General features: G+C 58.8%; 24 protein-coding genes and 1 riboswitch. Of the genes, 13 read left to right on the top strand and 11 right to left on the bottom strand.

Going from position 1 to position 25,701, the window contains the following annotated elements; translation table 11 throughout:
* Positions 1–110 precede the first annotated feature (110 nt).
* On the top strand, positions 111–662 hold the full coding sequence (locus KVG95_RS18440; protein ID WP_008007496.1) for a cytochrome b: 552 nt from the start codon (positions 111–113) through the stop codon (positions 660–662).
* Positions 663–694: 32 nt separating this feature from the next.
* Positions 695–1,288: a YceI family protein gene (locus KVG95_RS18435; protein WP_217857444.1), complete on the top strand. Its 594-nt coding sequence runs from the start codon at positions 695–697 to the stop codon at positions 1,286–1,288.
* Positions 1,289–1,539: 251 nt separating this feature from the next.
* On the opposite strand, the gene rhlE2 is transcribed toward KVG95_RS18435, so the two are convergent.
* From rhlE2 to ahcY, 4 genes are all read right to left on the bottom strand, one after another.
* The gene (gene rhlE2 / locus KVG95_RS18430; protein ID WP_217857443.1) at positions 1,540–3,405 is read right to left on the bottom strand and encodes an RNA helicase RhlE2; all 1,866 of its coding nucleotides are present in this window, start codon (positions 3,403–3,405) and stop codon (positions 1,540–1,542) included.
* Between the two features lie 222 nt (positions 3,406–3,627).
* Positions 3,628–4,443 (bottom strand): substrate-binding periplasmic protein, encoded by an 816-nt coding sequence (locus KVG95_RS18425; protein WP_217857442.1) that lies wholly within the window; start codon positions 4,441–4,443, stop codon positions 3,628–3,630.
* Between the two features lie 192 nt (positions 4,444–4,635).
* On the bottom strand, positions 4,636–5,481 hold the full coding sequence (gene metF / locus KVG95_RS18420) for a methylenetetrahydrofolate reductase [NAD(P)H] (protein ID WP_038981031.1): 846 nt from the start codon (positions 5,479–5,481) through the stop codon (positions 4,636–4,638).
* Between the two features lie 160 nt (positions 5,482–5,641).
* Positions 5,642–7,051 (bottom strand): adenosylhomocysteinase, encoded by a 1,410-nt coding sequence (gene ahcY / locus KVG95_RS18415; RefSeq protein ID WP_007898042.1) that lies wholly within the window; start codon positions 7,049–7,051, stop codon positions 5,642–5,644.
* Positions 7,052–7,074: 23 nt separating this feature from the next.
* Positions 7,075–7,173, bottom strand: a riboswitch (S-adenosyl-L-homocysteine riboswitch).
* Between the two features lie 198 nt (positions 7,174–7,371).
* On the opposite strand from ahcY, the gene KVG95_RS18410 reads away from it, so the two are divergent.
* Positions 7,372–7,776 (top strand): acyl-CoA thioesterase, encoded by a 405-nt coding sequence (locus KVG95_RS18410; RefSeq protein WP_030130199.1) that lies wholly within the window; start codon positions 7,372–7,374, stop codon positions 7,774–7,776.
* 205 nt (positions 7,777–7,981) lie between these two features.
* Positions 7,982–8,866: a formate/nitrite transporter family protein gene (locus KVG95_RS18405; RefSeq protein ID WP_217857441.1), complete on the top strand. Its 885-nt coding sequence runs from the start codon at positions 7,982–7,984 to the stop codon at positions 8,864–8,866.
* Positions 8,867–8,977: 111 nt separating this feature from the next.
* On the opposite strand, the gene KVG95_RS18400 is transcribed toward KVG95_RS18405, so the two are convergent.
* Positions 8,978–10,147 (bottom strand): MFS transporter, encoded by a 1,170-nt coding sequence (locus KVG95_RS18400; protein ID WP_217857440.1) that lies wholly within the window; start codon positions 10,145–10,147, stop codon positions 8,978–8,980.
* A gap of 296 nt (positions 10,148–10,443) precedes the next feature.
* Here KVG95_RS18400 and KVG95_RS18395 point away from each other — a divergent pair, with 296 nt between their 5' ends.
* Entirely contained in the window at positions 10,444–11,277 is an 834-nt protein-coding gene (locus tag KVG95_RS18395) for an EamA family transporter (RefSeq protein ID WP_217857439.1), read from the top strand.
* A gap of 49 nt (positions 11,278–11,326) precedes the next feature.
* On the top strand, positions 11,327–11,713 hold the full coding sequence (locus KVG95_RS18390; protein ID WP_217857438.1) for an MAPEG family protein: 387 nt from the start codon (positions 11,327–11,329) through the stop codon (positions 11,711–11,713).
* Positions 11,714–11,831: 118 nt separating this feature from the next.
* Here the strand turns inward: KVG95_RS18390 and mltA are convergent, their stop codons facing one another.
* Positions 11,832–13,004: a murein transglycosylase A gene (gene mltA / locus KVG95_RS18385; RefSeq protein WP_217857437.1), complete on the bottom strand. Its 1,173-nt coding sequence runs from the start codon at positions 13,002–13,004 to the stop codon at positions 11,832–11,834.
* 128 nt (positions 13,005–13,132) lie between these two features.
* Here mltA and KVG95_RS18380 point away from each other — a divergent pair, with 128 nt between their 5' ends.
* Positions 13,133–13,582, top strand: coding sequence for a c-type cytochrome (locus KVG95_RS18380; protein WP_052965033.1), 450 nt, complete (start codon positions 13,133–13,135; stop codon positions 13,580–13,582).
* A gap of 65 nt (positions 13,583–13,647) precedes the next feature.
* Here KVG95_RS18380 and KVG95_RS18375 read toward each other — a convergent pair whose 3' ends face one another.
* The 4 genes from KVG95_RS18375 to KVG95_RS18360 all read right to left on the bottom strand — a co-directional run bounded on the left by KVG95_RS18375 (position 13,648) and on the right by KVG95_RS18360 (position 18,180).
* On the bottom strand, positions 13,648–14,052 hold the full coding sequence (locus KVG95_RS18375) for a DUF1090 domain-containing protein (RefSeq protein WP_217857436.1): 405 nt from the start codon (positions 14,050–14,052) through the stop codon (positions 13,648–13,650).
* Between the two features lie 90 nt (positions 14,053–14,142).
* Positions 14,143–15,822: an NAD-dependent DNA ligase LigB gene (gene ligB, locus KVG95_RS18370; protein WP_217857435.1), complete on the bottom strand. Its 1,680-nt coding sequence runs from the start codon at positions 15,820–15,822 to the stop codon at positions 14,143–14,145.
* Positions 15,823–15,975: 153 nt separating this feature from the next.
* Complete coding sequence (metK, locus tag KVG95_RS18365) at positions 15,976–17,166, bottom strand: methionine adenosyltransferase (protein WP_217857434.1); 1,191 nt, start codon at positions 17,164–17,166, stop codon at positions 15,976–15,978.
* A gap of 18 nt (positions 17,167–17,184) precedes the next feature.
* On the bottom strand, positions 17,185–18,180 hold the full coding sequence (locus tag KVG95_RS18360) for an ArsR/SmtB family transcription factor (protein WP_217857433.1): 996 nt from the start codon (positions 18,178–18,180) through the stop codon (positions 17,185–17,187).
* 273 nt (positions 18,181–18,453) lie between these two features.
* Here KVG95_RS18360 and tkt point away from each other — a divergent pair, with 273 nt between their 5' ends.
* From tkt to fba, 6 genes are all read left to right on the top strand, one after another.
* A complete protein-coding gene (gene tkt, locus KVG95_RS18355; protein ID WP_052965038.1) occupies positions 18,454–20,451 on the top strand; it encodes a transketolase in 1,998 nt (665 codons plus the stop codon).
* 150 nt (positions 20,452–20,601) lie between these two features.
* Positions 20,602–21,660 carry an erythrose-4-phosphate dehydrogenase gene (epd, locus tag KVG95_RS18350; RefSeq protein ID WP_217857432.1) on the top strand — a complete coding sequence of 353 codons (1,059 nt, stop codon included), beginning with the start codon at positions 20,602–20,604 and terminating at the stop codon, positions 21,658–21,660.
* 25 nt (positions 21,661–21,685) lie between these two features.
* Positions 21,686–22,849, top strand: coding sequence for a phosphoglycerate kinase (locus KVG95_RS18345; protein WP_217857431.1), 1,164 nt, complete (start codon positions 21,686–21,688; stop codon positions 22,847–22,849).
* A 34-nt stretch (positions 22,850–22,883) separates the two neighbouring features.
* The gene (locus KVG95_RS18340) at positions 22,884–23,105 is read left to right on the top strand and encodes a hypothetical protein (protein ID WP_052965041.1); all 222 of its coding nucleotides are present in this window, start codon (positions 22,884–22,886) and stop codon (positions 23,103–23,105) included.
* A 56-nt stretch (positions 23,106–23,161) separates the two neighbouring features.
* The gene (locus tag KVG95_RS18335; RefSeq protein WP_038981062.1) at positions 23,162–23,494 is read left to right on the top strand and encodes an MliC family protein; all 333 of its coding nucleotides are present in this window, start codon (positions 23,162–23,164) and stop codon (positions 23,492–23,494) included.
* Positions 23,495–23,755: 261 nt separating this feature from the next.
* Positions 23,756–24,820, top strand: a complete 1,065-nt coding sequence (gene fba / locus KVG95_RS18330; protein WP_052965043.1) for a class II fructose-bisphosphate aldolase — start codon at positions 23,756–23,758, stop codon at positions 24,818–24,820.
* A gap of 88 nt (positions 24,821–24,908) precedes the next feature.
* Here fba and KVG95_RS18325 read toward each other — a convergent pair whose 3' ends face one another.
* Entirely contained in the window at positions 24,909–25,379 is a 471-nt protein-coding gene (locus tag KVG95_RS18325; protein ID WP_217857430.1) for a hypothetical protein, read from the bottom strand.
* Positions 25,380–25,701 lie beyond the last annotated feature (322 nt).

Raw genomic sequence — 25,701 nt, 5'->3', positions numbered from 1 at the left:
TCGACCCCAAGGTCATGATCGTATTTTTCGATGTTTCAGAGCGAAATTTTCCGCTTTAAGTCGATAGATAACTCGATAGTCTTGGGCGCAGTTCTTACAGGATTTGGGCAATGCAGCTACGTAACTCTTCTTCCCGCTACGGGTGGGTCAGCATCTTCGTGCACTGGGGTGTGGCGCTCGCGGTCTTCGGCCTGTTCGCATTGGGGCTGTGGATGGTCGGTCTCGACTACTACAGTTCCTGGCGCAAAGATGCGCCGGATCTGCACAAGAGCATTGGCCTGGTGTTGTTCGCAGTCATGTTGCTGCGGGTGTTGTGGCGCTTCATCAGCCCACCTCCACCGCCCCTGCAAAGTTATAGCCGCATGACGCGTCTTGGCGCCGTGTTCGGCCATGCCTTCCTCTATCTCGGGCTGTTCGCTGTGATGATTGCCGGTTACCTGATTTCCACCGCAGACGGTGTCGGGATCCCGGTGTTTGGCCTGTTTGAAGTTCCTGCACTGGTTTCCGGACTACCGGACCAGGCAGATACCGCTGGTGTGATCCATTTGTACCTGGCCTGGGCGCTGGTAATTTTTTCCGGCCTTCATGCGTTGGCAGCATTGAAACACCACTTTATTGATCGTGATGCGACCCTGACGCGAATGTTGGGACGCAAAGCCTGATGTTCAACCTCGACTCCAAAGGAATAGAAAGCATGTTGAAAAAGACGCTCGCCGCTCTGGCAATCGGTTCTGCTCTGCTGTCGGCTAACGTGATGGCGGCCGATTACGTTGTCGACAAAGAAGGCCAACACGCCTTCGTTGATTTCAAGATCAGCCACTTGGGTTACAGCTACATCACCGGTACCTTCAAGGACATCGACGGCAAGTTCAGCTTCGACGCCGCCAAGCCTGAAGACAGCAAGATCGAATTCAATGTACGCACCGCCAGCGTGTTCACTAACCACGCCGAACGTGACAAGCACATCGCCAGTGGTGACTTCCTGAACGTGGGCAAATTCGCCGACGCCAAGTTCGTCTCCACCAGTGTTAAATCCACCGGTAAAAACGCCGCTGGTAAAGACACTGCCGACGTGACCGGTGACCTGACTCTGGCTGGTGTTACCAAGCCCATCGTGGTCAAAGCCACCTTCCTGGGTGAAGGCAAGGATCCATGGGGCGGTTACCGTGCCGGCTTCGAAGGCACCACCAGCATCAAGCGTTCCGATTTCGGCAAACAGAAAGACCTGGGTCCACAGTCCGACGCGGTCGAGTTGTACATTACGTTTGAAGGTGTGAAAGCGAAGTGAATTTCGCTGCTTGAACAAAAACGCCCCTGATCTCGCTATCCGGGGCGTTTTTTATTGCCGGGCAAAATCTGCACTGGCACCGCAAATCCAATGTGGGAGCGGGCTTGCTCGCGAAAGCGGTCGAGCATTCAGCATTAATGTCGACTGAACCACCGCCTTCGCGAGCAAGCCCGCTCCCACAGGTTTCTTCGCCAGCATAAAAAATGCCCCTGATCTTGCGATCCGGGGCATTTTTCATGGCTTTGAAAAACTCAGCGATTGCGGGTCAGCAAGGCTGGTTTTTCGCCGCGCGGACGGCCTGGGAGTTGATCAAGTTGCTCAGGTGTCGGGAAGCGATCGCTTTTCGACTCCTTATGAATGATCTTCGGTGCCGGGCCGCGCGGGTTCTGCACGGCCGGTTCCGAACGAGGCTGCTCGTCACGGGCCGGGCGGCGGTTGCGGGACTCTTCGCGACGGGCCTGGCCGTCACGTGGAGCACCGTTGCGTGGACCGCTGCGCTTGGCCGGTGGGGTGCCGGTGGTTGCGCCGCTGCTGCTGCGCGGACCGTTCTGGCGACCTTGTGGCTGACCGGTGCGCGGGGCACTGGCGCCTGCGCCTTGTGCCGGAGCACCCGGACGGCGACCACGGCCCTGAGCAGGTTTGGCTTGAGGCACGTAGTCGACGCGGTTACCGAAGTTATCGATATCGTCGTCCAGGAACTCGTCTGGAGCACGGTCGGCGGCGGCGCGAGGTGCCGGACGCTGTTGCTCACGGGCCGGGGTGCCTTCGCGAGGCTTGTGCTCACGGGCAGGGCGATCGCCACGGCCAGTGGCAGCGGTTTTTTCCTTGCCGCCCTTGTCCTTGCCTTTGTCTTTACGACCGCCACCACCACCGCTGCCGTTCGGACCATCGCCGCGCGGGCCACGTGGATTGCGCGGGTTACGCACATCCGGACGCTCGCGGACTTCAGGTTTCTCGGCTTCCACAGCGCTGGAATCGAAGCCCATCAGGTCGCCGTCGGCGATTTTCTGCTTGGTCATGCGCTCGATGCTTTTCAGCAGCTTTTCTTCGTCCGGAGCAACCAGCGAGATCGCCTCGCCCGAACGACCGGCACGGCCGGTACGACCGATACGGTGCACGTAATCTTCGTCGACGTTCGGCAGTTCGAAGTTGACCACGTGAGGCAACTGATCGATGTCCAGGCCGCGAGCGGCGATGTCGGTGGCGACCAGGATGCGCACTTCACCGGCCTTGAAGTCGGCCAGGGCTTTGGTGCGCGCGTTCTGGCTCTTGTTACCGTGGATCGCGACGGCGGTGAGGCCGTGTTTGTCCAGGTACTCGGCCAGGCGGTTGGCGCCGTGCTTGGTGCGGGTGAACACCAGCACCTGTTCCCAGGCGCCCGCGGTGATCAGGTGAGCGAGCAACGAACGCTTGTGGCTGGCAGCCAGTCGGAATACGCGCTGTTCGATCCGCTCGACCGTGGTGTTCGGCGGCGTGACTTCAATGCGTTCCGGGTTATGCAGCAGCTTGCCGGCAAGGTCGGTGATGTCTTTGGAGAACGTCGCCGAGAACAGCAGGTTCTGGCGTTTGCTCGGCAGACGGGCGAGGACCTTTTTCACGTCATGGACAAAGCCCATGTCGAGCATGCGGTCGGCTTCGTCCAGCACGAGGATTTCCACGTGGGACAGATCCACACTGCCTTGGCCGGCGAGGTCGAGCAGGCGACCCGGGCAGGCCACCAGCACGTCGACACCGCGGGACATGGCCTGAACCTGTGGGTTCATGCCGACGCCGCCGAAGATGCAGGCGCTGACGAACTTCAGGTCACGGGCATAGACCTTGAAGCTTTCGTGCACCTGGGCCGCGAGTTCGCGGGTTGGGGTCAGGACCAGTACGCGCGGTTGGCGCGGGCCGTGACGCTGGGATTTGTCCGGGTGACCGTTGGGAAACAACCGTTCCAGAATCGGAAGGGCGAAGCCGCCGGTTTTACCAGTACCTGTCTGTGCCGCAACCATCAGGTCGCGACCTTGCAACACGGCGGGAATGGCCCGCTGTTGCACCGGAGTAGGCTCGGTATAGCCCGCTGCCTCGATGGCGCGGACTAAAGCCTCGGAGAGACCGAGGGAAGCAAAGGACATGAGTAATCCTGTTTTAGTTAGGGCTTGGCCCAATGGGAGTCTTGCCTGGCGCGAATCGCGTTTAAGAGGACGCAATCCCGTCCGGTCCTGCTGGGCCTCGAAGGCTCGTCTGGAGCGCTCGCGCGGGCTGAAAAGCTGCGCTGTAGCGGGATCGAGATGCCTTGAACAAGTCCGAGCGTCCGGGCGTGAGCCTGGCGGGAAGGCCGGAGTATAACAGAGCAATCACTGCGCGCCGCTTTCCTGCTGCTCAACGGTTTTTCCGCCGGTTGCGGTGGCGCTGGCGGCCCGTACTTCAGGGGCAGGGCTGGCGCCATAGCGGGCGCTCAGTTCGGCGTAGGCCGGCTCGCGCTTGAAACGTTTGAGCTCGGCACCGAAACGCTGCACCAATAAATCCATCCCCGCATTGCGGCGTACCGCCAGAAACTGACTTTGCTGGCTGATGATGATCGGGTTCTCGGTGATCTTGTCGCGGATATTCAGTTGATCGAGCAAATGCTGGCCAACCCGGCGATCAGTGATCAGCAGGTCGATGCGACCGCGCACCAGTTTGCCGAAGTTGGCTTCATGGGTGGGTGCCGGCTCTTGGGTGAATAGCGTCGATTCGCTGAAGTCCTTGCTGTACAGGTAGCCCGGCGAGGTGCCGATGGTCAGGCCTTTCAGATCGTCCAGCGTGCGAAACGGATACGGTCGCTCGTTGGCATAGAACATTACGAATTCGACTTGCGAGAGCGGTTCGCTGGGGTAGAGCAGGGTCGCGTCGCGTTCATCACTATGGAAAATATCCAGCACGCCATCCGCCTGGCCTTGCTCTAGCATCGACAGGCAGCGTTTCCATGGCAGGAACTGCCATTCCACGTCGATCCCGAGGCGTTTGAAGACAATGGCGGTGGTTTCGTAGTCGAGCCCCAGAGACTTGCCGTTTTCCTCGTACACGTAAGGTGCCCAGGGTTCGGTGACAATACGCAACTTCTCGCCCCGAGCGGTGAAGCTCAGGCAAGTGAACAGAAGCACGGTCAGTAACTGAGCGATCAGGGGCATGGCTTGAGATTACGACGAGAAATCATAAAGAGCCAGAAACCGGATCCAGAAGCTCTATCTCAGGATATGACTGCACAATAAAGGGGCGCCGGAAAGCAAAAAATCGCAGCCTGCGGCATTTCCTACAGGGGGATACGTACCTTTGTAGGAGCTGACGAAGGCTGCGATCCTTTGATCTTGCTTTAATGACGATTAACGCGGCAACTTCAGGTTATTCCACACCGCCAGACTCGGCTCAGCCTGGTTCAGCGTGTAGAAATGCAACCCTGGAGCGCCACCCTGCAGCAGGCGTTCGCACATTTCGGTGATGACTTGCTCACCAAAGCCTTGAATGCTTTGGGTATCGTCGCCGTAGGCTTCCAGTTGCTTGCGGATCCAGCGCGGGATTTCCGCACCGCAAGCGTCGGAGAAACGCGCCAGCTTGCTGTAGTTGGTGATCGGCATGATCCCCGGCACGATCGGTATGTTCACGCCTTTCGCCCGTACACGCTCGACGAAGTAGAAGTAGCTGTCGGCGTTGAAGAAGTACTGGGTGATCGCACTGTTGGCGCCGGCGTTAGCCTTGCGCACGAAGTTGTTGAGATCGTCTTCAAAGTTGCGCGCTTGCGGATGCATCTCCGGGTAGGCGGCGACTTCGATGTGGAAATGATCACCGGTTTCTTCGCGAATGAATTCAACCAGGTCATTGGCGTGACGCATCTCGCCGCTGGCCATGCCCATGCCCGAGGGTAGGTCACCGCGAAGCGCAACGATACGCGTGATGCCGGCTGCCTTGTACTGGCTCAGCAGGCCGCGCAGGTCGTCCTTGCTGTCGCCCACGCAAGACAAATGCGGTGCGGCAGGGACTTTGACTTCGCTTTCAAGCTGCAACACGGTGTTGAGGGTACGATCACGGGTCGAACCACCAGCGCCGTAGGTGCAGGAGAAGAAGTCAGGGTTGAAGGTCGCCAGATGACGGGCAGTGGCGATCAGTTTTTCATGCCCAGCATCGGTCTTCGTAGGGAAGAACTCGAAGCTGTAGCGACGGTCTTGGGACATGGTCATATCCTTGGAAACACGTAAGCCGGACGCTTGCACATCCCAATGTGGGAGCGGGCTTGCTCGCGAAGGCGGTGGGTCAGACGACATTAATGTTGAATGTTAAACCGCCTTCGCGAGCAAGCCCGCTCCCACAAGGGAGAGCAGGCAGCAGGACCAATCAGTAGCGGTAAGCGTGCGGCTTGAACGGGCCTTCGACGGTCACGCCGATGTAGTCAGCCTGTTGCTTGGTCAGTTGAGTGACCACGCCACCGAAACCGCGGACCATTTCCAGGGCCACTTCTTCGTCGAGTTTCTTCGGCAGTACTTCAACGGTCAGGCGCTCGGCTTTCTGGGCTGGCGACAGGTCGGCGTACTTCTGGCCGAACAGGAAGATCTGTGCCAGAACCTGGTTGGCGAACGAACCGTCCATGATGCGGCTTGGGTGGCCAGTGGCGTTGCCCAGGTTAACCAGACGGCCTTCGGCCAGCAGGATCAGGTAGTCGTCGTTCTGAGCATCGAAAGCGCCCGGGCCGGTACGGTGAACCTTGTGAACCTGTGGCTTCACTTCTTCCCATGCCCAGTTCTTGCGCATGAAAGCGGTGTCGATTTCGTTGTCGAAGTGACCGATGTTGCAGACAACAGCGCGCTTCTTCAGGGCTTTGAGCATGTTCGCGTCGCAAACATTGACGTTACCGGTGGTGGTCACGATCAGGTCGATCTTGCCCAGCAGCGCTTTGTCGATGCTCGCTTCGGTACCGTTGTTGATACCGTCGATGAACGGCGAAACCAGTTCGAAACCGTCCATGCAAGCTTGCATGGCGCAGATCGGGTCGACTTCGGAGACTTTAACGATCATGCCTTCCTGACGCAGGGACTGGGCCGAGCCCTTGCCCACGTCACCGTAACCGATGACCAGCGCTTGCTTGCCGGACAGCAGGTGGTCGGTACCGCGCTTGATCGCGTCGTTCAGGCTGTGACGGCAGCCGTACTTGTTGTCGTTCTTGCTCTTGGTCACCGAGTCGTTAACGTTGATGGCCGGGATTTTCAGCTCGCCCTTGGCCAGCATGTCCAGCAGGCGGTGTACGCCGGTGGTGGTTTCTTCGGTAACACCGTGGACGCGGTCCAGGATCGCCGGGTATTTCTTGTGCAGCAGCTCGGTCAGGTCGCCGCCGTCGTCGAGGATCATGTTGGCATCCCAAGGCGCGCCATCTTTGAGGATGGTTTGCTCCAGGCACCACTCGTACTCTTCTTCAGTTTCGCCTTTCCAGGCGAAAACCGGGATACCGGCAGCAGCGATAGCGGCAGCGGCCTGGTCTTGAGTCGAGAAAATGTTGCAGGACGACCAACGTACTTCGGCACCCAGGGCAACCAGGGTTTCGATCAGCACGGCAGTCTGAATGGTCATGTGGATGCAGCCGAGAATCTTCGCGCCTTTGAGCGGCTGCTCGGCGGAGTATTTGCGGCGCAGACCCATCAGGGCTGGCATTTCGGATTCGGCGATGATGGTTTCGCGACGGCCCCAGGCAGCCAGGGACATGTCGGCGACTTTGTAATCGTTAAAATCTACAGGCGTGATAACAGCGCTCATGATGAGCCTCCATTCGTAATGTATGCGAATGGGCGCCGTTGTGCGTTTAGTGTCTGGCGGTGGCCAGTCAACGCCCCATCCGAGCCTGACAGGTCGAACCTGCTGCAGCGCCCCTCGGACAGGTGGCGGGAAAACGGTAGCAACCGAAGATGACCGTTTTGAAACGGTGGCGATTATAGCTGTGTAGACGATACTTCCAAAGCGTTTCTGCAGGTCAATGCCCGAACGGTAATCGAGACCATAGTCGATGCTTGATAGAGCTCTAGTCCGGGCTCTGCCATGATGGCCGGCATCAATCGGCAAGACGGTCAGGAGTGAGTATGAATTTCCACACCCGCAAATGGGTAAAACCCGAAGACCTCAACCCCAACGGCACGCTGTTCGGCGGCAGCCTGTTGCGCTGGATCGACGAAGAAGCGGCGATCTACGCCATCGTCCAGCTGGGCAATCAGCGCGTGGTCACCAAGTACATTTCCGAAATCAACTTTGTCAGCGCCTCGCGTCAGGGCGACATCATCGAGCTGGGCATCACCGCCACCGAGTTCGGTCGCACGTCGATCACGCTGACTTGCGAAGTGCGCAACAAGATCACCCGCAAGAGCATCCTGACGGTGGAAAAGATGGTCTTCGTGAACCTGGGCGAAGACGGCCTGCCCGCGCCGCATGGCCGGACCGAGATCAGGTACGTCAAAGACCAGTTCAAGGATGACGTCATCGGCGAATGAGATCGGCGGCGCGGCCTTCGCGAGCGGGCTCGCTCCCACATTTGATCTTCAGCGAACACAAACTCGATTAACGACTGAAATTCACTGTGGGAGCGAACCTGCTCGCGAAAGCGGTCTACTGGTCAATGATGATTTAGCGGACCACTGAACAGCTCCGAACCCCGCGTGTCGTAATTAAACGACACGCCACTGGTTCAGGAGCTTTATGGACACGCCCAAAGACGGCAAGACCCCGGACCTCTCGGCGAAAGAACAGCACGAGGTTGACAAGAACCAGCCACCGCGCGCGGCGGTGCTGCACGAAATCATTCGCACCCAAGGTGATCAGGAGCTCGAGCGTAGCGTTGCGGCGCTGTGGTGGTCAGCCCTGGCTGCGGGTTTGACCATGGGCTTGTCGCTGATGGGCATGGGGCTGCTCAACTCGCGTCTGCCGGACGGCGAAGGCTTCAAGGTGATCGCCAGTTTCGGCTACTGCGCAGGTTTTCTCGCGGTGATTCTGGCCCGTCAGCAACTCTTCACCGAAAACACCCTGACTGCCGTATTGCCGATCATGAGCAAGCCTACGCTGGGTAATTTCGGTCGGTTGTTTCGGCTGTGGTCGGTAGTGTTGGTGGGCAACCTCTGCGGCACCTTGCTGGTGGCGTACGTGATGCTGCACCTGCCGATTTTCGACACCAAGACCGATCTGGCCTTCCTCGACATCGGGCGCAAGGTCATGGAGAACGACGCGAGCAAGATGTTCGCCAAAGGCATCATCTCCGGCTGGATGATCGCCACCATGGTCTGGATGATCCCGTCCATGGAAAGCGCCAAGATGTGGATCATCATCCTCATCACCTATTTCATGGCGCTGGGAGATTTCACCCACATCGTTGTTGGATCGGTCGAGGTCTCGTATCTGGTGTTTGCCGGCGAGTTGCCCTGGAAGGATTTCTGGCTGGTGTTCGCAGGACCCACGCTGGTGGGGAACATCATCGGTGGCAGTTTTATCTTCGCGCTGATCAGTCATGCGCAGATTCGCAGTGAAATCGGGCCGCCGAGGAAGAGCACGGATCAAACGCCGGATCCACGCAAGCCTAAAGATGAGTGAAGTGAGCTACACCGCGTAAGCTTCATCGCGAGCAGGCTCGCTCCCACCGGGAAATACGCTGTCCAAGTGGGAGCGAGCCAGCTCGCGATAGCGGTTTGCGCATGCAGTCAATCAGCCGGACACATTGACCGCGACAGCACTGCGTCGTTGCAGGTAGATGAAAAACAGCGCCGTCAGTACCGTCAACCCGCTGACCAGTGCACCGGTCCACGGCAAGTCCGCCAGGTCCGCGCCACTGGCTACAACCAGCCCGCCAATGCATGCCCCGGCAGCGTTGCCGAGATTGAATGCGCTTTGATTCAATGTCGACCCAAGGTTCGGCGCTTCATGAGCCTGATCGATGATCAGCAATTGCAGGATCGGGCACAGCGCGAACGCGAAGATGCCCCACAACACCAGCGTGATCGCCGCCGGGATCACTGAATGACTGGTCTGACTGAAAGCGGCCAGCACGACGACCACAGCCAGGGCCATACCCACCAGAGAGGGCAGCAAACGACTGTCCGCCAGTCGGCCGCCAAGCATGCTGCCCGCCGTCAAGCCCACCCCGAACAACAGCAGCATGATGGTCACGCCATGCGGGCTGACACCGGTGATGTCTTGCAGAATCGGCGCGATATAGGTGAACACGCTGAACAGACTGGTGGACGCCAGCACGCTCATGCCCAGCGCCAGCAGCACGTTGACCTTGCCCAGCACTTTGAACTCGCTCGCCAGGTTGGCTTTGTCCATGGGGATTTCCTTGGGCAGCCAAACCCACTGCGCGATTGCCGCAATCACACCAATCACCGAGACCGCCCAAAACGTCGAGCGCCAGCCGGCGTATTGCCCGAGCGCGGTGCCCAATGGAACGCCCAGCACGTTGGCCAGCGTCAGGCCGGTGAACATCATGGCAATCGCTTGGGCTCGTTTGTTCGGTGCCACCAAACCGGCGGCGACCACCGAGCCGATGCCGAAGAACGCACCATGGCACAGCGCGGTGATCACCCGCGCGGCCATCAAAGTGGCGTAGTTCGGCGCCAGGGCGCAGAGGATATTGCCGAGAATGAACATCAGCGTCATGCCCAGCAATGTGGCTTTACGCGGCATGTTGGCGGTGCCGACCGCGAGGATCGGCGCACCGAACACCACGCCCAGGGCGTAACCGGTGATGAGCAGCCCCGCCTGAGGAATGCTCACGGCGAGGTCGCGGGCGACATCGGGCAGCAAGCCCATGATGACGAATTCAGTGGTGCCAATGCCGAAGGCGGCAACGGCCAGTGCAAGCAAGGCGAGTGGCATGCGCAAGGTCTCTGTCGGTAGTCTTGACGCTTTGATCAGGCATACGCAGGCCGACGACCGTTCTCGGTGAGAGCGGGCAGAGGCAGGAATTATTGGAATTAGTGTGTGCGCAACTGAGTGCGGCGTGGTCGCTTGCAGTATAAACAGCTGCGGACATATGGCGAATCAATTCTCTGCCCCGTGATGTAGGAGCTGCCGCAGACTGCGATCTTTTTATTTTGCTTTTGAAAGATCAAAAGATTGCAGCCTTCGGCAGCTCCTACGGGGGAGGGTGGGGGCAAAATAAGGAGAGTGCCGTGCTCGCGACGGTTCTGGTGTTGGTGGCGGCGCTGTTGCACGCGGCGTGGAATACCCTGATCAAATTCAGCGCAGAGCGGCTGTTGGTGGTGGCCTGCATGGACAGCGTGGCGCTGCTGTTTGTCGCCCTGATGCTGCCCTTCGTGGCGCTGCCGCCACTGGAGATGTGGCCGTGGATTCTCGCGTCAGCGGCATTTGAGTTGCTCTATCGCTACCTGTTGATCCAGGCCTATCGGGTTGGCGATCTCGGCTTGGTCTATCCCTTGATGCGTGGCCTGTCGCCACTGGTGGTGCTGGCACTGACGCTGATCTTCGCCGGGGAAGTGCTGACGGCTCAGCAAATCTTCGGGATTTTGCTGATCCCGTTCGGCATGTTGTGCCTGCTCTGGCAGGGCGGTGGCGGGGTGCGTCTGCCGTGGTCGATGCTACCGGTGGTGACGCTGATCGGATTGTGCATCGGTTGTTACACCTTCATCGATGGTCAGGCCCTGCGACGCTGGTCCCATCCGCTGGACTACCTGGTGTGGGTCACCTTGCTCAGCGCCTGGCCGTTCCCATTGCTGGCGCTGGTGCGCAAGCGCCCGGCGTTCATGCTGTTCTGGCGCGAGCAGTGGCGATTGGGCTTGGCGGTCGGGTTTTGCGTTCTGTTCAGTTACGCTCTGGTGTTGTGGGCGATGCAGCTCGGCTCGATTGCCGAAGCTGCGGCGTTGCGCGAAATCAGCGTGATTCTGGTGGTGCTGTTCGGTATGCGCTACCTGAAAGAACCTTTCGGCAGGCCTCGGCTCTTAGCCTGTGGGCTGGTGCTGATCGGCATATTGGTGATGAAGTTTTAGTCGCCCCTGATGGAATTCGATTTTCTATAACTGAAGAAGGAACTGCGTTATGACGGTTGCTCTGTGGTGCATTTTGATTGCGATCTGCTTGCCATATCTATGCACAGGCGTCGCCAAGTTCAGCGGCGGCAAGTTCGGGCTGAAACAGAATCACGACCCGCGGGCGTTTCTGGATTCGCTCGAAGGGATGGCCAGGCGTGCGCATTCGGCGCAGTTGAACAGCTTCGAAGTGACTCCGGCGTTTGCTGCAGCGGTAATCGTCGCGCACCTGGCCGGTAATGCCGATCTGGTGACGATCAATGTGCTGGCGGTGTTGTTTATCACCAGTCGGCTGCTGTACATCATTTGCTATCTGGCGGACTGGGCGATTCTGCGGTCGCTGGTGTGGGCAATTGGCATTGGGTTGATTGTCAGTTTCTTTGTTGTGTCGGTTTAAAGGCAAGATCAAAAGATCGCAGCCTGCGGCAGCTCCTACAGGGATCGATGTTCATCCGCGATATTGCGACGAGCGCGGTCAATGTAGAAGCTGGTGCAGCCTGCGATCTTTTTTGCTTTTAAAGTTTGTCAGCTACCTGCGGTACTTGTGGCAACGCCGCCCCTTTAGGCCAAAGCATCCAGACCTGCCCCTGCTGTTTCATGTCGCCGGCCAGTTGCCCGGCCGCCTCGCCCGTGCCCCAGAACAGGTCCGCGCGGACTTCGCCGGCAATTGCGCCGCCAGTATCTTGCGCGGCCACCGGGCGTACCAATGCGCTGCCGTCCGGGCGTGTGGTCGATAACCACAACAGGCTGCCGAGTGGAATCACCTTGCGGTCCACCGCCGCGCTGTAACCTGCGGTCAGCGGTACGTTCAGCGAACCGCGCGGCCCTTCGTTGCTGTCAGGGTTGCGGGTGAAGAACACGTAGCTGGGGTTGCTGCCGAGCAGTTCGGGAATGCGCATCGGATTGGCCTTGGCCCAAGTGCTGATAGCGCCCATGGTCACGTCTTCTTTCTTCAGCTCACCCTGGTCCACCAGCCAGCGGCCGATGGGGCGATAGGGGTGGCCATTCTGGTCGGCATAACCGATGCGCAACTGACGACCGTCATCAAGCTGGATGCGACCTGAGCCCTGAATTTGCAGGAACTGCAGGTTCATCGGGTCGGTCAGCCAGGCAATCACCGGTGCCTTCACGCCTTGGGTTTCAATGGTTGCCGCATCGTCGTACGGCTTGAGCACGCGACCTTCGAGTCTTCCGCGCAGGCGTTTGCCTTTGAGTTCCGGATAGATACTGTCCAGAGAGACGATGATCATATCCTCGGGTACACCGTACACCGGGATGTTGGCTTCCTCGGTCTGAGTCAGGCTACCGGGGTACACCGGTTCGTAGTAACCGGTAATCAGGCCGTTGGGGTTGTCATTGGCGGCACGCAGGCCATAGACGTCCAGGTTCTGTTTGAGGAAACCGCGGATGTCATTGGCGGTTGGCTGCACATTGGCGGAAGCCGCACAGGTGCCACCCCAGACAGGGTCGGCCTTGAGTCGCGTGCAGGCGCTGCGCCACGAGCCGAAGCCAGCGACGAGGTCGTTGTCGGATACCGCCGGAAGCGCTTCCCAGGTAGCGCTGGAGTAGGTCGCCAGTGCGTGGGTTTTCGGTTTGCTGCTGTCGCCGCCGGTACAACCTGCCAGCACGGCCACCATTGGAAGCGTCCAGGCCAGATTGTGACGCCATGCCTTGAAACGGCTGTTCATGGAGTAATTCCTTTGTCGGTTGCCTGAGTGCTCCATGCGCTCAAACAACCCGTATTGATAATAGGGCTATTGGTCTTTGCCGATGACGCGAGGATACTGGCCGCCGTTTCCAGTGACCTGAAGCCACCATGACTCTTAAAAGACTTTCTGTTGTATTGCTGGCCTGCCTGACCTTGTCCGCCTGCGGTGGTGTCGACCCGAACTCGCCGCTGGGTCAGCGCAAGGCGATCTTCAAGCAGATGCTCAAGACCGGCGAAGACCTGGGCGGCATGTTGCGTGGGCGTATTCCGTTCGATGGCCCGAAATTCGCCGACGGCGCGGTGAAGCTCGACGCATTGTCCCATGAGCCGTGGAAACATTTCCCGCAGGTGCGCGAAGAGGATCACACCAGCGCCAAGGATGATGTCTGGCAGAAGCAGGCACGCTTCCAGGAAATGGCCCGCACCCTTGAAGGCGCCACCGGTGAACTGGTGATTGCCAGCAAGGTTCAGCCCTACAAGGTCAGCAACCTGGGGCCGGCGGTACAGAAAGTCGAAGATGCCTGCAGTGCGTGTCATAAAGAGTTTCGGGATCATTGATTCCAGAAAAGACTGCAGGGTGGGAGCTGCCAAAAGCTGCGATCTTTTGATCTTGAAAGATCTTGTTACTTATCCAGCTCATCCAGCTCATCCAGCGCTTCCTGCAATTCCTTGCGCGATTGAGCCAGTTTGTCTTTGCGCTTGTTGATCTTCTCGGCGTCGCCTTTTTTCATCGCCTTCTCGAGGTCAGCCTGGCGGGTGCTGACTTCGTGCTTGGCGTCGAGCACCTTGTTTTCCCGTTCCTTCTTCAAGGAGGCGTCGGTGCAATGGGCAGTGACTTCGCTCAGGGCGGTTTCCAGACCAGCCTGTTGATCGGCGTTGCCGCGGGACTTGGCCAGTTCGATCTGGTTGATGATGCCTTGTTTTTTGGCGGCGCAGCCGGTCAGGCCCGGGGCATCTTCGTCGGCCATCAATGGAGCGGCCATCACGCTGCACAGGGTCAACACGGCGAGCGGTGAAAGAAGTTTCATAAAAGCTCCAGGTGAAAAATTCGATATAGCGATGGGCTGTTTGAGCGCATCGGCACCTTTGGGTTCCCGGTTCTCAGACCGGGCTGGCGTCTAGAAACCGTCAATCCCGGCAACACGTAATGTCTCACTCAAGGCGAGGACCTGCGGGTCGCGGAAAAATGCGCTCAATTGCGCTGCGCGCCCCGGGCCGATGCCAGCTTCGGCCTGCCATTGTTCGGTGTTTCGTTGTGCCAGCGCCTGCCATGAGTCGGCGAGGCGTGCCTGGCCAGTCGGCGGCAAACCCAGCGCTTTGAGCCAGCGAGCGAATGGGCGTTGCCGGGCGCTGTTGAAACTGTCCAAAAGACGAGCACTGCTGCGCTCACCGAAGCCGTCAATGTTAGCAAGCTCTTGCCCATCGAGGGTCATCCAATCGAGCAGACTGTCGAGGCGTTCGGCCTTGAGCAGTTTCTCCCAGGTACCTGGTCCGACATGAGGCAATGCCAGGCCTTGTTTACCACTGAGCCAGCTCAGTCGTGCGAGGAATTGGCTTTCGCAGCCGGGTGTCGGTTGCCAGCAGCTTAAGGAATGAAAGTCGGCCGCCAGCGGTACATTCAATTCCGGGCGTTCAGTACTGCGCAATACGACCCCGTCGAGCCTGGGGATGGTTAGCCCCGCCAGGCTGATGGCGACCTGATCGCCGGGCCGAATGTCCAGCGCTTCCCAGCGTTGCAGGGAGCTGGCACTCACGCGTTTGATCTGTCGGTCATCAAGCATCACCGGTACCAGATCCAGCACCGGTGTGATCCGGCCGGTTCGTCCAATCTTGAAGTGGACCTTGCGCACCTCGGCCAGCGCCTGGGCAAAGGGGTATTTCCAGGCGACGCTCCAGTAAGGCGCTTTCGCCTGCCAGCGCTCGGCCGGTGGGCGTTGGCTCTGGCGCAACACGACCCCATCGCTGGCAAAGGGCAGGGGCGCGCGATACCAGTGATCCCGCCAGCGCTTGGCATCGGCAAATGCCTTGATCGGCTGACTGTATGGCGTTGTGCTCGGGAACCCCAACTTATCCAGAGTCGTCACCCGGTCGGGCAGATTTTTCGGGCCTTGCGGCCAGTCCCAGACAAACAACCCGATACCAGTCGCTTGCTCTGGGCTTAGTGCCTTGCGCGCCATCAACCCGGCCACCGTGGCGCGGGCATTGAGGCTGCCGGCCTGGGCTTGTACGTGCTCGGTCAGGCGCCAATAGAGTTCGCCTTGCAACAACAAGTCCAGCGGCTGCGGAAGCTTTTGTGGGATGGCGGCGATCTGGCGTGCCGAGGCGGTCCAGTCCTGGCCGTTTACCCCATCCCCCCGACTGATCGCCCGGTGCAACCAGCCGTTGCGATAGATCAACGTCACCGCCACACCATCAACCTTGGGCTGAATCCAGACCTCGCCCCGATCTTTCAGCCAGGCTTCGACGGCGCGCCCATCGTGCAGTTTTTCCAGGCCGGTATGGGCGATAGGGTGAGCAACCGTGCCGCCGGCCGTACGCAACGGTTCGGCGGAGGGGGCCGCATCAAAACACTCGCGCCATTCGGTCAGTCGCGCACGGGATTGATCATAGAGTTCATCGGCGATCAGCGACTGGCCTTCACGGTGGTAGCTGTCGTCCCAGCGATCGATTTGCAGTTGCAGGGTGATGATTTCTTCCTGCGCGCGGGCCGGTGTCCAGTCAGGGCATTCGGCGGCTTTGACGGTCAGGCAGGTGAAGGTCAGCAGGAAGCAGAGAAACAGGCGCAGGTTGGGCAGCATCGAGAGCGTCCTTGCTCGGTGGGATGCTTTCAAGGCTAGTCAGTTTTCGGGTGTGGGGTGCAAAGGTGTAATTCTGTGTGTTTCCAAGTGCTTCCTCATGAAAAAGCCCCGCACGGCGAACCATGCGGGGCTTTGGGTGCCGCAGGAAAAGTCTTACAGGCCAGCCGCGACACGCAGGTCTTCGGCGCGGTCGGTTTTTTCCCAAGTGAAAGTGGTGAACGTATCGTCGCCCACAGTCTTGGTGGCTGGAGTGCGACCGAAGTGGCCGTACGCAGCGGTTTCCTGGTACATCGGGTGCAGCAGGTCGAGCATGGTGGTGATTGCGTATGGACGCAGGTCGAACACTTCGCGAACCAGTTTGACGATCTTGTCGTCGCTGATTTTGCCGGTGCCGAAGGTGTTCAACGAAATCGACGTAGGCTGAGCAACACCAATCGCGTAGGAAACCTGAATCTCGCAACGCTCGGCCAGACCGGCAGCGACGATGTTCTTGGCCACGTAACGACCGGCGTAGGCCGCCGAACGGTCAACCTTCGATGGATCCTTGCCGGAGAATGCGCCACCGCCGTGACGGGCCATGCCGCCGTAGCTGTCGACGATGATCTTGCGGCCGGTCAGGCCGCAGTCGCCAACCGGGCCACCGATGATGAATTGGCCGGTCGGGTTGATGTGGAACTGGGTGTCTTTGGACAGCAGTTCGGCAGGCAGTACGTGCTTGACGATCAGTTCCATCACGCCTTCGCGCAGGTCTTTGTACGATACGTCAGGGTTGTGCTGGGTCGACAAAACAACAGCGTCGATACCGACAACCTTGCCGCCTTCGTAACGGCAAGTCACTTGCGACTTGGCGTCCGGGCGCAGCCAAGGCAGCAGGCCGGATTTACGGGCTTCAGCCTGGCGCTGAACCAGTTGGTGCGAGAAGGTGATCGGTGCTGGCATCAGCACCTCGGTTTCGTTGCTGGCGTAGCCGAACATCAGGCCCTGGTCGCCGGCGCCCTGGTCTTCAGGCTTGGCACGGTCAACGCCTTGGTTGATGTCAGGGGACTGCTTGCCGATGATGTTCATCACGCCGCAGGTTGCGCCATCGAAGCCGACATTGGAGCTGTTGTAGCCGATGTCGAGAATCACGTTACGGACGATGTCTTCCAGATCGACCCAGGCCGATGTGGTGACTTCACCTGCGATGATTGCCACGCCGGTTTTTACCAGAGTCTCGACCGCTACACGGGCGAATTTGTCTTCAGCAATGATGGCGTCCAGCACCGCATCGGAAATCTGGTCGGCGATTTTGTCCGGATGCCCTTCAGACACGGACTCGGAGGTGAAGAGGGAGTATTCGCTCATCTCGATTTTTTCCTGAATTTACCGATGGTGAGTGTCGCCAGCCGGTCGCTGAAAATGGCGGACCTGAATCTGGAAACCATTACGTAAGCCTACATAGAGGCTTTCCCCGGGAACGAGTCCCGCAGCGGTGGCCCAACGGGCCAGATCGTCCTGTTCAAACCCCAACCATAGATCACCGCAGGCCTCCCTGGCCCAACTCTGGTTGTGGCTACATAACTCTGTCACGAGCAGGCTACCGCCCGGTTGCAGCAAGTGGGCCATGCGCTTGAGTGCTTCGGCCGGCGCGGCGAAATGGTGCAGTACCATGTTCAGTACAACGCAATCAGCCTTAAGGCTTACACCGTTCAATGCATCGGCCAATTGCAGGCTGACGTTAGCCAGCATTTCACGTTCACAGACCTGACGGGCCAGATCGAGCATCGCCGGGCTGTTGTCCAGCGCGGTGACTTGAACGAAACGATGCGCCAGTTCCGGCAGAAAACCGCCATCGCCTGGGCCTACTTCGATGGCTGTGGCGCCGGGGCCGAAACCCAGCTTGTCGAGCAGTGCCACCACGCTTTCGCGGTATTGCGGCAGGCCGGCGATCAAGTCTTGCTGGGCGCGAAACTTCTCTGCGACCCGTGAGAAAAAGTCCTGGCTGGCCGCCGCCCGTTGCCCATGGACCTGACCGATCCGCGACTGAACGTCAGTCGGCAGGGTCAGGTTGTCCACTTCTTCCAGCAGCGCGGTATGCAGTTTGCCGCCCAGCAGATCGGTGTGGGGCAGGGCGCGACGGTAGAAAATCGCATTGCCTTCACGACGGGTCGCCACCAGATCGGCCTGGGCCAAAACCTTGAGGTGATGACTCATGCCGGACTGACCGATGCCGAAGATCTGCGCCAGTTCCAGTACGCCGAACGAATCGTTGGCCAGCGCGCGCAATACATTCAGCCGCAGAGGATCGCCGCCGGCCTTGCACAGGGCCGCCAGCTCATCGCAATCGTCATGTCGAATGGAAGGTGCGCGTAAATTCATAAGGCCAGCAGTCTAGTGACGCTCAGAAATCACCGCAAGAGCAATATCAAAAAGTTTTGATATTGCTCGATAGATGGCACTTCTCAGCGTTAGGTTCAGTCAGCAAGCGAACGGCGGAAAGGTTTCACCAGTCGAATACGTCGTTATCCATTGGAAAAACGTCTTCGGATGACTATCTGTCATTGCCCCGAAGGCGGTCGGTGAGGGAAAATGCTCGCCTTTTTTCCGTTTCGTTTTATTCACTCTCGATTCAATATCCGCAGGAGAACAGCGATGCCCAGCCGTCGTGAGCGTGCCAACGCCATTCGTGCCCTCAGCATGGATGCCGTGCAAAAAGCCAACAGCGGCCATCCCGGTGCCCCTATGGGTATGGCGGATATCGCCGAAGTACTTTGGCGTGACTACCTGAAGCACAACCCGAGCAATCCATCGTTCGCCGACCGTGACCGCTTCGTGCTGTCCAACGGTCACGGTTCGATGCTGATCTACTCGCTGCTGCACCTGACCGGCTACGACCTGTCGATCGATGACCTGAAAAACTTCCGCCAGCTGCACAGCCGCACCCCGGGTCACCCGGAATTCGGTTACACCCCGGGCGTTGAAACCACCACCGGTCCACTGGGCCAAGGCCTGGCCAACGCCGTGGGTTTCGCCCTGGCAGAAAAAGTCCTGGCGGCGCAGTTCAACCGTCCAGGCCATAACGTCGTCGATCACCATACCTACGTGTTCCTGGGTGACGGCTGCATGATGGAAGGCATTTCCCACGAAGTCAGCTCCCTGGCCGGTACATTGGGCCTGGGCAAACTGATCGCCTTCTACGATGACAACGGCATCTCCATCGACGGCGAAGTCGAAGGCTGGTTCACCGACGACACGCCGAAGCGTTTCGAGGCCTACAACTGGCAAGTGATCCGCAACGTCGACGGTCACGATCCGGAAGAAATCAAGATCGCCATCGATACGGCGCGCAAAAGCGAGCAGCCGACGCTGATCTGCTGCAAGACCACCATCGGTTTCGGTTCGCCGAACAAGCAAGGCAAGGAAGATTGCCACGGCGCCCCATTGGGTGACGCGGAAATCGCTCTGACCCGTGAAGCACTGAAGTGGAACCACGGCCCGTTCGAAATCCCGGCCAACATCTATGCCGAGTGGGATGCCAAGGAAGCCGGTCGCGCTGCCGAAGCCGAGTGGGATCAGCGTTTCGCTGCTTACTCCGCGGCTTTCCCGGAGCTGGCCAACGAACTGGTTCGTCGTCTGAGCGGTGACCTGCCGACTGACTTCGCTGAAAAAGCTTCTGCTTACATCGCTGAAGTCGCCGCCAAGGGCGAAACCATCGCCAGCCGTAAAGCCAGCCAGAACGCCCTGAATGCGTTCGGCCCGCTGCTGCCGGAACTGCTCGGCGGTTCGGCTGACCTGGCCGGTTCCAACCTGACCCTGTGGAAAGGTTGCAAAGGCGTCACCGCCGAAGACGCCAGCGGCAACTACATGTACTACGGCGTTCGCGAGTTCGGCATGAGCGCGATCATGAACGGCGTCGCCTTGCACGGTGGTCTGGTGCCTTACGGCGCGACCTTCCTGATGTTCATGGAATACGCCCGCAACGCAGTGCGCATGTCGGCGCTGATGAAGAAACGCATCATCTATGTGTTCACCCACGACTCCATCGGTCTGGGCGAAGATGGCCCGACTCACCAGCCAATCGAGCAGCTGGCCAGCCTGCGCTGCACGCCGAACCTCGACACCTGGCGTCCAGCCGATGCCGTTGAATCGGCAGTGGCCTGGAAATGCGCTCTGGAGCGTGATGACGGTCCGTCGGCACTGATCTTCTCCCGTCAGAACCTGCAGCACCAAACCCGTGATGCCGTGCAGATCGAGTGCATCAATCGCGGCGGCTACGTGCTGAAAGACTGTGCAGGCGAGCCTGAGCTGATCCTGATCGCCACCGGTTCGGAAGTCGGCCTGGCCGTTCAAGCCTTCGACAAACTGACCGAGCAAGGCCGCAAGGTGCGTGTTGTTTCGATGCCGTGCACCAGCGTCTTCGAAGCCCAGGATGCTGGCTACAAACAAGCGGTTCTGCCGTTGCAGGTCAGCGCCCGTATAGCCATCGAAGCCGCCCACGCAGACTACTGGTACAAGTACGTGGGCCTGGAAGGCCGCGTGATTGGCATGACCACCTACGGCGAGTCGGCGCCTGCGCCTGCCTTGTTCGAAGAGTTCGGCTTCACCCTGGAAAACATCCTGGGTCAGGCTGAAGAGCTGCTGGAAGACTGATCCAGAAGTTGCTTCGTCTGGACGGCCGTCTTCGCGAGCAAGCCCGCTCCCACATTGGAATGCATTCTCCTGTGGGAGCGGGCTTGCTCGCGAAGGCAATAGTCCAGACAACGCTGCAATAACGGATTCACCACGGTAATCGAGAACCCCATGCCTCAACCGCGTCCTTACAAAGTTGCACTCAACGGCTACGGCCGGATTGGTCGTTGCGTCTTGCGTGCGTTGTTTGAGCGAGGCTCGACGGCCGGGTTTGAAATTGTCGCGATCAACGATCTGGCCGACATGGCCAGCATCGAATACCTGACACGTTTCGACTCCACTCACGGGCGCTTTCCCGGCGAAGTGAGGGTCGATGGCGATTGTCTGCATATTAATGGCGATTGCGTGAAGGTCCTGCGCAGTGCCACCCCCGAAGGCATCGATTGGGCGTCGCTGGGCGTCGATCTGGTGCTGGAGTGCTCCGGCGCTTACCACACCCGTCAGGATGGCCAGCGTTTTCTCGACGCTGGTGCGCCACGGGTGCTGTTTTCCCAGCCGATGGCCAGCGAGGCGGATGTCGACGCCACCATCGTCTACGGTGTGAACCAGGATTGCCTGACCGGCGATGAGCTGCTGGTGTCCAACGCCTCCTGCACCACCAACTGCGGCGTGCCGCTGTTGCGCCTGCTGAATCAGGCCATTGGTCTGGAATATGTGTCGATCACCACCATCCACTCGGCGATGAACGATCAGCCGGTGATTGACGCCTATCACCACGAAGACCTGCGCCGCACCCGTTCGGCGTTCCAGTCGGTGATTCCGGTGTCCACTGGTCTGGCGCGAGGCATCGAACGCCTGCTGCCGGAACTTGCCGGGAGAATTCAGGCCAAAGCCGTGCGGGTGCCGACGGTTAACGTGTCCTGCCTCGACATTACGATGCAGACCGTAAGTGATACCGACGCCACCGAGGTCAACCGGATTCTGCGCGAGGCCGCCACCCATGGCCCGCTCAAGGGCCTTCTGGCCTACACCGAGTTGCCTCACGCCAGTTGTGATTTTAATCATGACCCGCATTCGGCCATCGTCGATGCCAGTCAGACCCGCGTTTCCGGCCCTCGGCTGGTAAACATCCTGGCCTGGTTCGACAACGAATGGGGTTTTGCCAATCGAATGCTGGACGTTGCTACACACTATCTGCAAACAGCTATTTCCAAAAAACCTGCTCTCTAAAACAGCTATCCAGGAATTGCGACCCATGACCGTGTTGAAGATGACCGACCTCGATCTGCAAGGTAAGCGCGTACTGATCCGCGAAGACCTCAACGTCCCAGTCAAGGACGGTGTTGTCACCAGCGATGCGCGAATCCTGGCTTCGCTGCCGACCATCAAGCTGGCCCTGGAAAAAGGCGCGGCCGTGATGGTCTGCTCGCACCTTGGCCGTCCGACCGAAGGCGAGTTCTCTGCCGAGAACAGCCTTGCGCCGGTGGCCGACTATCTGAGCAAGGCGCTGGGCCGCGAAGTGCCGCTGGTGTCCGATTACCTGGGCGGCGTCGACGTGAAAGCCGGCGACATCGTGCTGTTCGAAAACGTGCGCTTCAACAAGGGCGAGAAAAAGAACGCTGACGAACTGGCCAAGCAATACGCCGCCCTGTGCGACGTGTTCGTGATGGACGCCTTCGGCACCGCTCACCGCGCCGAGGGTTCGACCCATGGCGTGGCCAAGTTCGCCAAAGTCGCCGCCGCTGGTCCATTGCTGGCCGCCGAACTGGACGCACTGGGCAAAGCCCTGGGTGCCCCGGCGCAGCCAATGGCCGCTATCGTTGCCGGTTCCAAAGTGTCGACCAAACTCGACGTGCTCAATAGCCTGAGCCAGATCTGCAACCAGCTGATCGTCGGCGGCGGCATCGCCAATACCTTCCTGGCCGCTGCCGGTCACCCGGTCGGCAAGTCCTTGTATGAGCCGGACCTGTTGGACACCGCCCGTGAAATCGCTGCTAAGGTCAGCGTGCCACTGCCGGTGGACGTGGTGGTTGCCAAGGAATTCGCTGAAAGCGCGACCGCGACCGTCAAGCTGATTGCCGACGTGGCCGCAGACGACATGATCCTGGACATCGGCCCACAGACCGCGGCGAATTTCGCCGAGCTGCTGAAGTCGTCCAAGACCATTCTGTGGAACGGCCCGGTGGGCGTGTTTGAATTCGACCAGTTCGGTAACGGCACCAAAGTGCTGGCCCAGGCCATCGCCGAAAGCTCGGCGTTCTCCATCGCTGGCGGCGGCGACACCCTGGCAGCCATCGATAAATATGGCGTTGCCGATCAAATCTCCTACATTTCTACCGGCGGCGGCGCGTTCCTCGAATTCGTCGAAGGCAAAGTGCTGCCGGCCGTTGAAGTCCTGGAAAGCCGGGCCAAGGCCTGAGGCCGCCCATTTGACCAGGCAAAGGAGTGTTCACATGGTCAGGACCTTAATGTTGTTGATCGCCGTGGGTATGCTGGCGGCTTGCGGGAGTAACCCGAAAGCCACGCCGGAACCCGCGCCGCAAACACAGGAAAAAGGCTGCTACCAGGCCGACTGGCAAGCGGAAACCAACCCGGTGATCAACAAGCGTTCCGGACCGGATGGCCTGGACAAATACGAGACACAGGCCCCGGCCAAGGAACATGGTTGTCCTTGAGGGGTCTGACTCTTTACTCAAGACTGGCGGCTTGCGCCGTCAGTCGAGGACCACGGATGAAACGCTTTATCGCCGTTGCGGCACTGGCATTGCTGGCAGGTTGCGCCAATTTGAACCTGTTCAACGCCGCCGAGCCAGCGGACAGCTGGACCACCTGGACCTGCGACAGCCAGGCCAAAGTGCTCTGGCGCTACACTGACGTCAGCCGAAAGGAAGTCGACGTTCGCCTGGGCGGTGCCGATCAGGTCTACCGCTTGAAGCTTGAACCGGGCGCCGAAGGTTCGCTGTACAGCAACGACATGCTGGCGTTTCACGTAAAAGGTGAGGAAGGCCTGGTGTACTGGGTCGCCACCAATGATTTGATCGGACGCGGTTGTAAAGCCGAGTAAGACGATTGATCTGATTCACAGCGATCCAAATGTGGGAGCGGGCTTGCTCGCGAAGGCGGTAGATCAGCTTGCATAGATGTTGAATGTATAACCGCATTCGCGAGCAAGCCCGCTCCCACAGTGGTTCTCTGTAGTTCTTGAGATTTTGCAGCACCGAATTCGCAGCCCGGGCCAACCCCCGATCTGCAATAACTTGAATAGCCGCCGCCGCTACGGCAGGCTGGCACGATTAACGACCCTCAACCGGGAGAGACACACACAATGGCACTTATCAGCATGCGCCAGATGCTGGACCACGCAGCCGAGTTCGGCTACGGCGTTCCAGCTTTCAACGTCAACAACCTTGAGCAGATGCGCGCCATCATGGAAGCCGCTGACAAGACTGACTCCCCGGTGATCGTCCAGGCTTCGGCCGGTGCTCGCAAATACGCAGGCGCCCCGTTCCTGCGTCACCTGATCCTGGCGGCAATCGAAGAATTCCCGCACATCCCGGTGTGCATGCACCAGGACCACGGCACCAGCCCTGACGTCTGCCAGCGCTCCATCCAACTGGGCTTCAGCTCGGTGATGATGGACGGCTCCCTCGGCGAAGACGGCAAGACCCCGACCGACTACGACTACAACGTCCGTGTTACCCAACAAACCGTAGCCATGGCTCACGCCTGCGGCGTTTCGGTAGAAGGCGAGCTGGGCTGCCTGGGTTCGCTGGAAACCGGCATGGCCGGTGAAGAAGACGGCATCGGCGCCGAAGGCGTTCTGGATCACAGCCAAATGCTGACAGACCCGGAAGAAGCCGCTGACTTCGTCAAACGCACCCAGGTCGATGCCCTGGCCATCGCCATCGGCACCAGCCACGGCGCCTACAAGTTCACCAAGCCACCTACCGGCGACGTGCTGGCCATCGACCGCATCAAAGAAATCCACAAACGTATCCCGAACACCCACCTGGTAATGCACGGTTCGTCTTCGGTTCCGCAAGAGTGGCTGGCGATCATCAACCAGTACGGCGGCGACATCAAAGAAACCTACGGCGTACCGGTTGAAGAAATCGTCGAAGGCATCAAGCACGGCGTACGCAAGGTCAACATCGACACCGACCTGCGCCTGGCATCCACCGGCGCAATGCGTCGCCTGATGGCTACCAACCCTAGCGAGTTCGATCCGCGTAAATTCTTCGGCGCGACCGTGACTGCGATGCGTGATGTGTGTATTGACCGTTATAACCAATTTGGTACAGCGGGCAACGCTTCGAAGATCAAGCCGATCTCGTTGGAAGCGATGTACCAGCGTTATCTGAAGGGTGAGTTGAACGCTAAGGTTAATTAAGCCCTGAGCGTTAGACCGCGTTATGAAAAACCCGCCGAAAGGCGGGTTTTTCAATTGGGCAGGTGTAGATAAGGCTGTACTCTTCTTCTTATGACTTCTGTTTTTGACGTCTTGTTGGTTCAGCTACTTCAGGTAAAGCACCTTGACTTATCCCCTGTAAATCGAAGGCGCCATCCTTAATCTCTAATAGAGTGTCACCATCTTCTCGACTGCCCGCAACGCCGGAAAATACTCCTTCGAAATTTGCAGTCCGAGGATTAGATTTCCCTAAAGTGAAATGACCACCCTTAATCCATCCGCCAGCAATACTAGGGCCATCAGTGCTCATGAGTAGCGCAAGGCCAGTGAGTCCATTTTTACCAAACTCATGACTTCCCGTTAATGTTGTGGGGAAGTTTATTCTCAGCGTGTAGTATTGATCCGATCCATCATCAATAGTAGTGCCATGTATTGTGCAGGTTTCATCTTGCCAGTATAGATTAGGTTTTAAATTAACTAACTTGCCGTCGATGGTGGCGAAAAATTTTCCTTTCGTACCATTTTTATCATAGCTGTTCATCGTGCTAACCCTTTGCGTGGAGTGGTCTAATCATGCTGAGTCCTCCAGCTGGCAGAGAACAACTGTCAATTCTGATAGTTGTTTAGATGTTTTGGTAATTAGAAAAATTGATCTTGGCTCTGAATGAATCGCTATATTTGACATGGTGCTGTTGGGTCGGGGGTTAAGGCGCAAACCTGTGGGCAAGACGGGCATTTTATTGGGGTGACAAGCACAGATCATCGTTTTGTCTCGTCTTTGTTTGGGGCGTTATTGCCAATGTATCTAAAGGACTGTCATATCTGACAGTAGACAGCCTTTATCGATACTCTCAGGATAAAAA

The organism is Pseudomonas farris, assembly GCF_019145235.1.
GTDB lineage: Bacteria > Pseudomonadota > Gammaproteobacteria > Pseudomonadales > Pseudomonadaceae > Aquipseudomonas > Aquipseudomonas farris.
This window is presented reverse-complemented; position numbering and strand designations above follow the sequence as displayed.

Coding starts and splice junctions, on each gene's coding strand:
- KVG95_RS18335 (WP_038981062.1), top strand. CDS start 23,162: ATGAAACGCTTTATCGCCGTTGCGGCACTGGCATTGCTGGCAGGTTGC.
- KVG95_RS18390 (WP_217857438.1), top strand. CDS start 11,327: ATGACGGTTGCTCTGTGGTGCATTTTGATTGCGATCTGCTTGCCATAT.
- metK (WP_217857434.1), bottom strand. CDS start 17,166: ATGAGCGAATACTCCCTCTTCACCTCCGAGTCCGTGTCTGAAGGGCAT.
- KVG95_RS18360 (WP_217857433.1), bottom strand. CDS start 18,180: ATGAATTTACGCGCACCTTCCATTCGACATGACGATTGCGATGAGCTG.
- KVG95_RS18345 (WP_217857431.1), top strand. CDS start 21,686: ATGACCGTGTTGAAGATGACCGACCTCGATCTGCAAGGTAAGCGCGTA.
- KVG95_RS18375 (WP_217857436.1), bottom strand. CDS start 14,052: ATGAAACTTCTTTCACCGCTCGCCGTGTTGACCCTGTGCAGCGTGATG.
- mltA (WP_217857437.1), bottom strand. CDS start 13,004: ATGAACAGCCGTTTCAAGGCATGGCGTCACAATCTGGCCTGGACGCTT.
- fba (WP_052965043.1), top strand. CDS start 23,756: ATGGCACTTATCAGCATGCGCCAGATGCTGGACCACGCAGCCGAGTTC.
- metF (WP_038981031.1), bottom strand. CDS start 5,481: ATGTCCCAAGACCGTCGCTACAGCTTCGAGTTCTTCCCTACGAAGACC.
- KVG95_RS18435 (WP_217857444.1), top strand. CDS start 695: ATGTTGAAAAAGACGCTCGCCGCTCTGGCAATCGGTTCTGCTCTGCTG.
- KVG95_RS18400 (WP_217857440.1), bottom strand. CDS start 10,147: ATGCCACTCGCCTTGCTTGCACTGGCCGTTGCCGCCTTCGGCATTGGC.
- ahcY (WP_007898042.1), bottom strand. CDS start 7,051: ATGAGCGCTGTTATCACGCCTGTAGATTTTAACGATTACAAAGTCGCC.
- KVG95_RS18410 (WP_030130199.1), top strand. CDS start 7,372: ATGAATTTCCACACCCGCAAATGGGTAAAACCCGAAGACCTCAACCCC.
- KVG95_RS18440 (WP_008007496.1), top strand. CDS start 111: ATGCAGCTACGTAACTCTTCTTCCCGCTACGGGTGGGTCAGCATCTTC.
- epd (WP_217857432.1), top strand. CDS start 20,602: ATGCCTCAACCGCGTCCTTACAAAGTTGCACTCAACGGCTACGGCCGG.
- rhlE2 (WP_217857443.1), bottom strand. CDS start 3,405: ATGTCCTTTGCTTCCCTCGGTCTCTCCGAGGCTTTAGTCCGCGCCATC.
- KVG95_RS18425 (WP_217857442.1), bottom strand. CDS start 4,443: ATGCCCCTGATCGCTCAGTTACTGACCGTGCTTCTGTTCACTTGCCTG.
- KVG95_RS18380 (WP_052965033.1), top strand. CDS start 13,133: ATGACTCTTAAAAGACTTTCTGTTGTATTGCTGGCCTGCCTGACCTTG.
- KVG95_RS18340 (WP_052965041.1), top strand. CDS start 22,884: ATGGTCAGGACCTTAATGTTGTTGATCGCCGTGGGTATGCTGGCGGCT.
- KVG95_RS18405 (WP_217857441.1), top strand. CDS start 7,982: ATGGACACGCCCAAAGACGGCAAGACCCCGGACCTCTCGGCGAAAGAA.
- ligB (WP_217857435.1), bottom strand. CDS start 15,822: ATGCTGCCCAACCTGCGCCTGTTTCTCTGCTTCCTGCTGACCTTCACC.
- tkt (WP_052965038.1), top strand. CDS start 18,454: ATGCCCAGCCGTCGTGAGCGTGCCAACGCCATTCGTGCCCTCAGCATG.
- KVG95_RS18325 (WP_217857430.1), bottom strand. CDS start 25,379: ATGAACAGCTATGATAAAAATGGTACGAAAGGAAAATTTTTCGCCACC.